Genomic DNA, 5,098 nt, shown 5'->3' on the forward strand with positions numbered 1-5,098 from the left:
TGTTGGTGGCGCTGCCGACGACGGTGGTGATCATGAAAAGCCGCTTCGCTGCTATCCCGAAGACGATCCGCGAGGCCGCGCTCGATCTCGGCGCTTCCGATTGGACGACATTCAGACGGGTCATGCTGCCGCTCAGCCTGCCCGCCATTGTGTCAGCGTTCATGCTGGCCTTCCTGACCTCCTTCGACGAGTTCATCGTCGCCTTCTTCCTCGCCGGCACCGAGCCGACGCTGCCGCTTTACATCTGGAGCCAGCTGCGATTCCCCAAGTCGCTGCCGACCGTCATGGCGCTGGGCACGGCCATCCTGGCCGTGTCATTCGTCATCGCGGCAATTGCCGAAATCCTGCGCCATCGCGGGCTCGCCGCCGCCCAACGGCCGGTGCCCGCCGACCTGTCCAAACCAGAAGAAACCGAAAGAGGAGAACTGCAATGGCATTCGACCTGAAATCGATAAATCGCAAGACAGTCCAAGCCGGATTGGCAGCCTTCGCGTTGGCGCTTTCGTCGACCGTCGCGCTTGCGGCCGACAAGTTGCAATATTTCACCTGGTCGGGCTACGAACTGCCCGAGTTCAACAAGAGCTTCCTCGCCGCACACCCCGATGGCGTCGAGGCCTCGATGTTCGGCGACGACGATGACGCCTTCACCAAGGTCAAGGCCGGCTTCCGCCCTGATGTCGCGCATCCGTGCTACGACAAGGTGGCGCGCTGGAACAAGGAAGGCCTGCTGCAGCCGATCGACACCAAGCGCATCAAGAACTGGGATTCGATCTTTCCGGTCTTCAAGAACCTGCCCGACCTGCAGGCCGGCGACGGCAAGGTCTGGATGGTGCCGTGGGACTGGGGCAACACCTCGATCCTCTACCGCACCGATCTGGTGAAGAACCCGGAACCGAGCTGGAACCTTTTGTGGGACAAGCAGTACGCCGGGCGCATGGCGACGATCGACGCCGTCCACGACACGCCGGTGGTGGCGGCGCTTCTCGCCGGCGTCAATCCGTTCGACATGACGCCAGAGCAGATGGACAAGGTCGCGGAAAAATTGCGCGAGCAGCGCCCGCTGCTCTCGAACTACACCACCGACATGACCTCGGTCGAACAGGCGCTGGCGAGTGGCCAGCTTGTCGCCGCCATGACCTGGAACGCGTCGGCCACCTCGCTCAAGAAGCAGGGCGTGCCTGTCGAGTTCATGAAGCCTAGGGAAGGCATGCTGACCTGGGCGTGCGGCTTCGTCATGCTCAAGGACGCCAAGAATGTCGACCTCGCCTATGACTTCATCAACAGCCGGCTGGAGACGGATTCGGGAAAATACTTGATCCAGGCCTATGGTTACGGCAGCTCCAACAGCTCGGCCTTCGCCGCGGTGCCGAAGGAGGAGCTGGAAAAGCTGCAGCTGCCGTCCGATCCGGAAGTGATGCTGAAGACCACCGTCTTCACCGGGCCGATGAAGCAGAATGACGAACTCGCCAAGATGTTCGAGAAGGTCAAGGCAGGCGGCTGAGTTCGCTCTTCCTTCTCCCCTTGTGGGAGAAGGTGGATCGGCGCGTAGCGTCGAGACGGTTGAGGGGTGCTCGACGGAATGCGGGGTTTGCCAAGCTGGAACACCCCTCATCCGACCGAGCTTCGCTCGGCCACCTTCTCCCACAACGAGGAGAAGGGAAAGCGTTGGCAAACGAGGAAGTATGCATGGACATGCTGAACGAAGCGGCTGAAAAGCCGAAAGACGACGCCGACGTGCGGGTCGGCCGGCGCGTGCGGGCGCTTAGGCTGGAACGCAATCTTTCGCTGGCCGAGCTTGCCGCCAAGGCCGGCGTTTCGATTGGGGCGCTCAGCCAGATCGAGCGTGGCCTGTCCTCGCTTCGCGTCAAAGTGATCTGGCCGCTTGCCGCCGCTCTCGATATCGAGCCGTCGGCGCTGATCGCCGACGGCAACGGTGCCGGCAACGATCTCTATTGCGTGCGGGCCAGTAGCCGTCGGCAGATCCCGGTGAAATCTGAAGGCATCGCCAAGGCGCTGCTGTCGCCGCCGGCCGCCACGCTCACCGGCATGCTGGTGACGGTGGACGCCGGTGGTGGCACCGTCGAAGCCTACGCCCATCCCGGCCACGAATTCGGTTTCGTCCTGTCGGGCGAAGTCGAACTCGTGGTCGATTCAACCACCTATGGGCTGAAGACCGGCGACAGCTTCGCCTTCAAGAGCACCTTATTGCATGCCTTCCGCAATCCGGGCGCCGAGCGCTGCCAGATTCTCTGGGTCAACACGACCAAGCCGTCCGAGGTTCGCGATGGCGCCTGAACCTCTCGTCCGGCTGGATGCGGTCTCGAAGATTTTCCCCGGCGGCATCGTCGGTCTCGACGCCGTCGATCTCGACATTGCCCGCGGCGAGTTCCTGACCTTGCTCGGGCCCTCCGGCTGCGGCAAAACCACCAGCCTGCGGGTGATCGCCGGTTTCGAAAGCCCATCGAGCGGACGGGTGTTGCTCGAAGGCCGTGACATCACTTCGCTGCGGCCGTTCGACCGGCCGGTCAACACCGTGTTTCAGGACTATGCGCTGTTTCCGCACATGGACGTTGCCGAAAATGTCGGCTTTGGCCTGTCGCTGCGCAAGCTTTCTGGGGCTGAACAGGCAAAGCGCGTCGGCGAAGCGCTCGACATGGTCGGCCTTGCCGAGAAGCTCGGTGCCCGCGTGTTCGAATTGTCGGGCGGCCAGCGCCAGCGCGTCGCGCTCGCCCGTGCGATTGTCTGCGAACCGCGTGTGCTGTTGCTCGACGAGCCGCTGTCGGCGCTCGACGCGCATCTGCGCGAACAGATGCAGGTCGAATTGAAGCGGCTGCAGTCGCGGCTCGGCACCACTTTCGTCATGGTCACCCACGACCAGACCGAGGCGCTGTCGATCTCCGACCGCATCGTCGTCATGAACAAGGGCCGCATCGAGCAGATCGCACCGCCGGCCACGCTCTACGACAGGCCCGCCACAAAATTCGTCGCCAGTTTTATCGGCACGATGAATCTTCTGCAGTCGCGCTTTGTCGGCCGTGACGGCGATCGATTGCGCTTCAGCGCCGGCGCCCTACCGCTCGAAGCCACGTCGGAAACCGGCGAAGCGCCCGGAGAAGGCGCGGTGCGAACCATCGGTGTGCGTCCGGAGGATCTTTTAGCGACGACCGAAGCAGCGACCGGCACCGCGCCGGTGCGGGTGAGCAGCATCGTCTTTCACGGCCGCACCCTGCGCCTGCACGCCGAATTGTCGCAGGGGATACCAGTGGTGATCGATGCGCCACGCCGGGCGGAAGGTTTTCAATTCAGCGTCGGCGATGTGGCGCATATCAGCCTGCGCCGCGGCGCTAACTGCCCTATGCTGCCCGGCTGATCTGATCCCCATCCTTCCAAAAAATCGGAGCATAACCCATGAGCAATCACCTGAACTTCTTCATCGACGGAAAATGGGTCGCGCCCGTAGTGCCGGCAACGCTGGATGTGATCGATCCATCCACCGAGGAGGCCTATACGAAAATCTCTGTCGGTGGGAAGGCGGATGTGGATCGCGCTGTGGCAGCGGCGAAGGCGGCCTTTCCGGCCTTCTCGCAGACCAGCAAGGCCGAGCGCCTGAAGCTGCTGAAGCGCATCCTGGAAGTCTACAACGAGCGCTACGAGGACATCGCGCAGGCTGTCAGCCAGGAGATGGGCGCGCCGATCACCTGGGCGCGCGAGGCGCAGGCCTGGGCGGGCAGGGCGCATATGGAGTCCACCATCAAGGCGCTGGAGGATTACGAATTCAGCGAGAAGCGCGGCACCACTATGGTGGTCAAGGAGCCGATCGGCGTCTGCGCGCTGATCACGCCGTGGAACTGGCCGCTCAACCAGATCGTCTGCAAGGTGGCGCCGGCGATCGCCGCCGGCTGCACGGTCGTGCTAAAGCCGTCCGAGATCGCGCCGATCAGCGGCGTCATCTTTTCGGAAGTGATGGAAGCGGCCGGCACGCCGAAGGGCGTCTACAACATGGTCAACGGCACCGGTCCGGATGTCGGACAGGTCATGGCCGGCCATCCCGACGTCGACATGGTCTCGTTCACCGGTTCGACCCGGGCCGGCATCATCGTCGCCAAAACAGCGGCCGAGACGGTCAAGCGCGTCGCGCAGGAACTCGGCGGCAAGTCGGCCAACATCGTGCTGCCCGATGCCGATTTCGAGAAGGCCGTGCGCAAGGGCGTCAACGCCTGTTTCGGCAATAGCGGCCAATCCTGCGATGCTCCGACGCGCATGCTGGTGCCGGCCGGCCGCCACGACGAGGCGCTTGCGATCGCCAAGAAGGCAGCCGAGGCGCACAAGGTCGGCGATCCGCGCTCGGAAGAAACCAAGCTCGGGCCGGTGGTCAGCAACATCCAGTTCGACAAGATCCAGCGGCTGATCGAGGCCGGCATTGCCGAGGGTGCGACACTGGTCACCGGAGGTCCGGGCCGGCCGGAGCACCTCAATCGCGGCTACTATGTCAGGCCGACCGTGTTCGGCCACGTCACACCAGGCATGACAATCGAGCGGGAAGAAATCTTTGGGCCGGTGCTTTCGGTCATGTCCTACGATGACGATGACGACGCGGTGAAGATTGCCAACGACACCGTCTATGGCCTCGCCGCCTATGTGCAGTCAGGGGACATCGACCACGCACGCAAGATCGCCGGCCGCTTGCGCGCCGGGCAGGTCTCGATCAACTATCCGAAGTGGGACACATTCGCGCCCTTCGGCGGCTACAAGCAGTCGGGTAATGGCCGCGAATATGCCGACTGGGCGATCCATGACTTCCTCGAGATCAAGGGCATCATCGGCTACGGCGCCTAGCGCAAGACTGCGAACAGCGCCGCGTGTCCAAGAAGGACGCGCGCGCGTAGCGTGGGCAAAGCCAAGCTATTCGGCGGCTTCGCGGACGGGGATCAAACGCCGCTCGACCTGTTGGAGATGCAGCCGCATCGCCGCGGCCGCGCCGCCGAGGTCGCGCTCGGCTATCGCTTCGACGATCCGTTCATGGTCCGCGAAGCTGTGATGGTCTGCCGGAGGGCGGGCGCCTTCTGAACGAAGACGTCCCCACACCACGGTTCGGCGC

Annotated in this window: 6 protein-coding genes; 5 read left to right on the forward strand and 1 reads right to left on the reverse strand. The window is 63.6% G+C overall.

Going from position 1 to position 5,098, the window contains the following annotated elements; all coding sequences use genetic code 11:
- From EOA86_RS21525 to EOA86_RS21545, 5 genes are all read left to right on the forward strand, one after another.
- On the forward strand, nucleotides 1–446 hold a 446-nt coding region (locus EOA86_RS21525), incomplete at its 5' end, for an ABC transporter permease subunit (RefSeq protein ID WP_128343479.1).
- Nucleotides 431–1,501, forward strand: a complete 1,071-nt coding sequence (locus EOA86_RS21530; RefSeq protein WP_065010093.1) for an ABC transporter substrate-binding protein — start codon at nucleotides 431–433, stop codon at nucleotides 1,499–1,501. The genes EOA86_RS21525 and EOA86_RS21530, both read left to right, overlap by 16 nt.
- 185 nt (nucleotides 1,502–1,686) lie before the next feature.
- Complete coding sequence (locus EOA86_RS21535) at nucleotides 1,687–2,295, forward strand: cupin domain-containing protein (protein ID WP_128343481.1); 609 nt, start codon at nucleotides 1,687–1,689, stop codon at nucleotides 2,293–2,295.
- Nucleotides 2,285–3,370, forward strand: a complete 1,086-nt coding sequence (locus tag EOA86_RS21540) for an ABC transporter ATP-binding protein (RefSeq protein ID WP_127210336.1) — start codon at nucleotides 2,285–2,287, stop codon at nucleotides 3,368–3,370. The genes EOA86_RS21535 and EOA86_RS21540 overlap by 11 nt, the downstream gene beginning before the upstream one ends.
- A gap of 38 nt (nucleotides 3,371–3,408) precedes the next feature.
- Nucleotides 3,409–4,836, forward strand: a complete 1,428-nt coding sequence (locus EOA86_RS21545) for an aldehyde dehydrogenase family protein (protein ID WP_128343483.1) — start codon at nucleotides 3,409–3,411, stop codon at nucleotides 4,834–4,836.
- Between the two features lie 66 nt (nucleotides 4,837–4,902).
- Here EOA86_RS21545 and EOA86_RS21550 read toward each other — a convergent pair.
- A partial coding sequence (locus EOA86_RS21550; protein ID WP_128343485.1) for an FCD domain-containing protein occupies nucleotides 4,903–5,098 on the reverse strand: 196 nt, incomplete at its 5' end.

Source organism: Mesorhizobium sp. M5C.F.Ca.IN.020.32.2.1 (genome assembly GCF_004023105.1).
In the GTDB taxonomy this organism is placed as follows: domain Bacteria; phylum Pseudomonadota; class Alphaproteobacteria; order Rhizobiales; family Rhizobiaceae; genus Mesorhizobium; species Mesorhizobium wenxiniae.

What these genes read in the sequence shown, in the direction of transcription:
- EOA86_RS21530 (WP_065010093.1), top strand. Translation starts at nt 431, where the DNA reads ATGGCATTCGACCTGAAATCGATAAATCGCAAGACAGTCCAAGCCGGA.
- EOA86_RS21535 (WP_128343481.1), top strand. Translation starts at nt 1,687, where the DNA reads ATGGACATGCTGAACGAAGCGGCTGAAAAGCCGAAAGACGACGCCGAC.
- EOA86_RS21540 (WP_127210336.1), top strand. Translation starts at nt 2,285, where the DNA reads ATGGCGCCTGAACCTCTCGTCCGGCTGGATGCGGTCTCGAAGATTTTC.
- EOA86_RS21545 (WP_128343483.1), top strand. Translation starts at nt 3,409, where the DNA reads ATGAGCAATCACCTGAACTTCTTCATCGACGGAAAATGGGTCGCGCCC.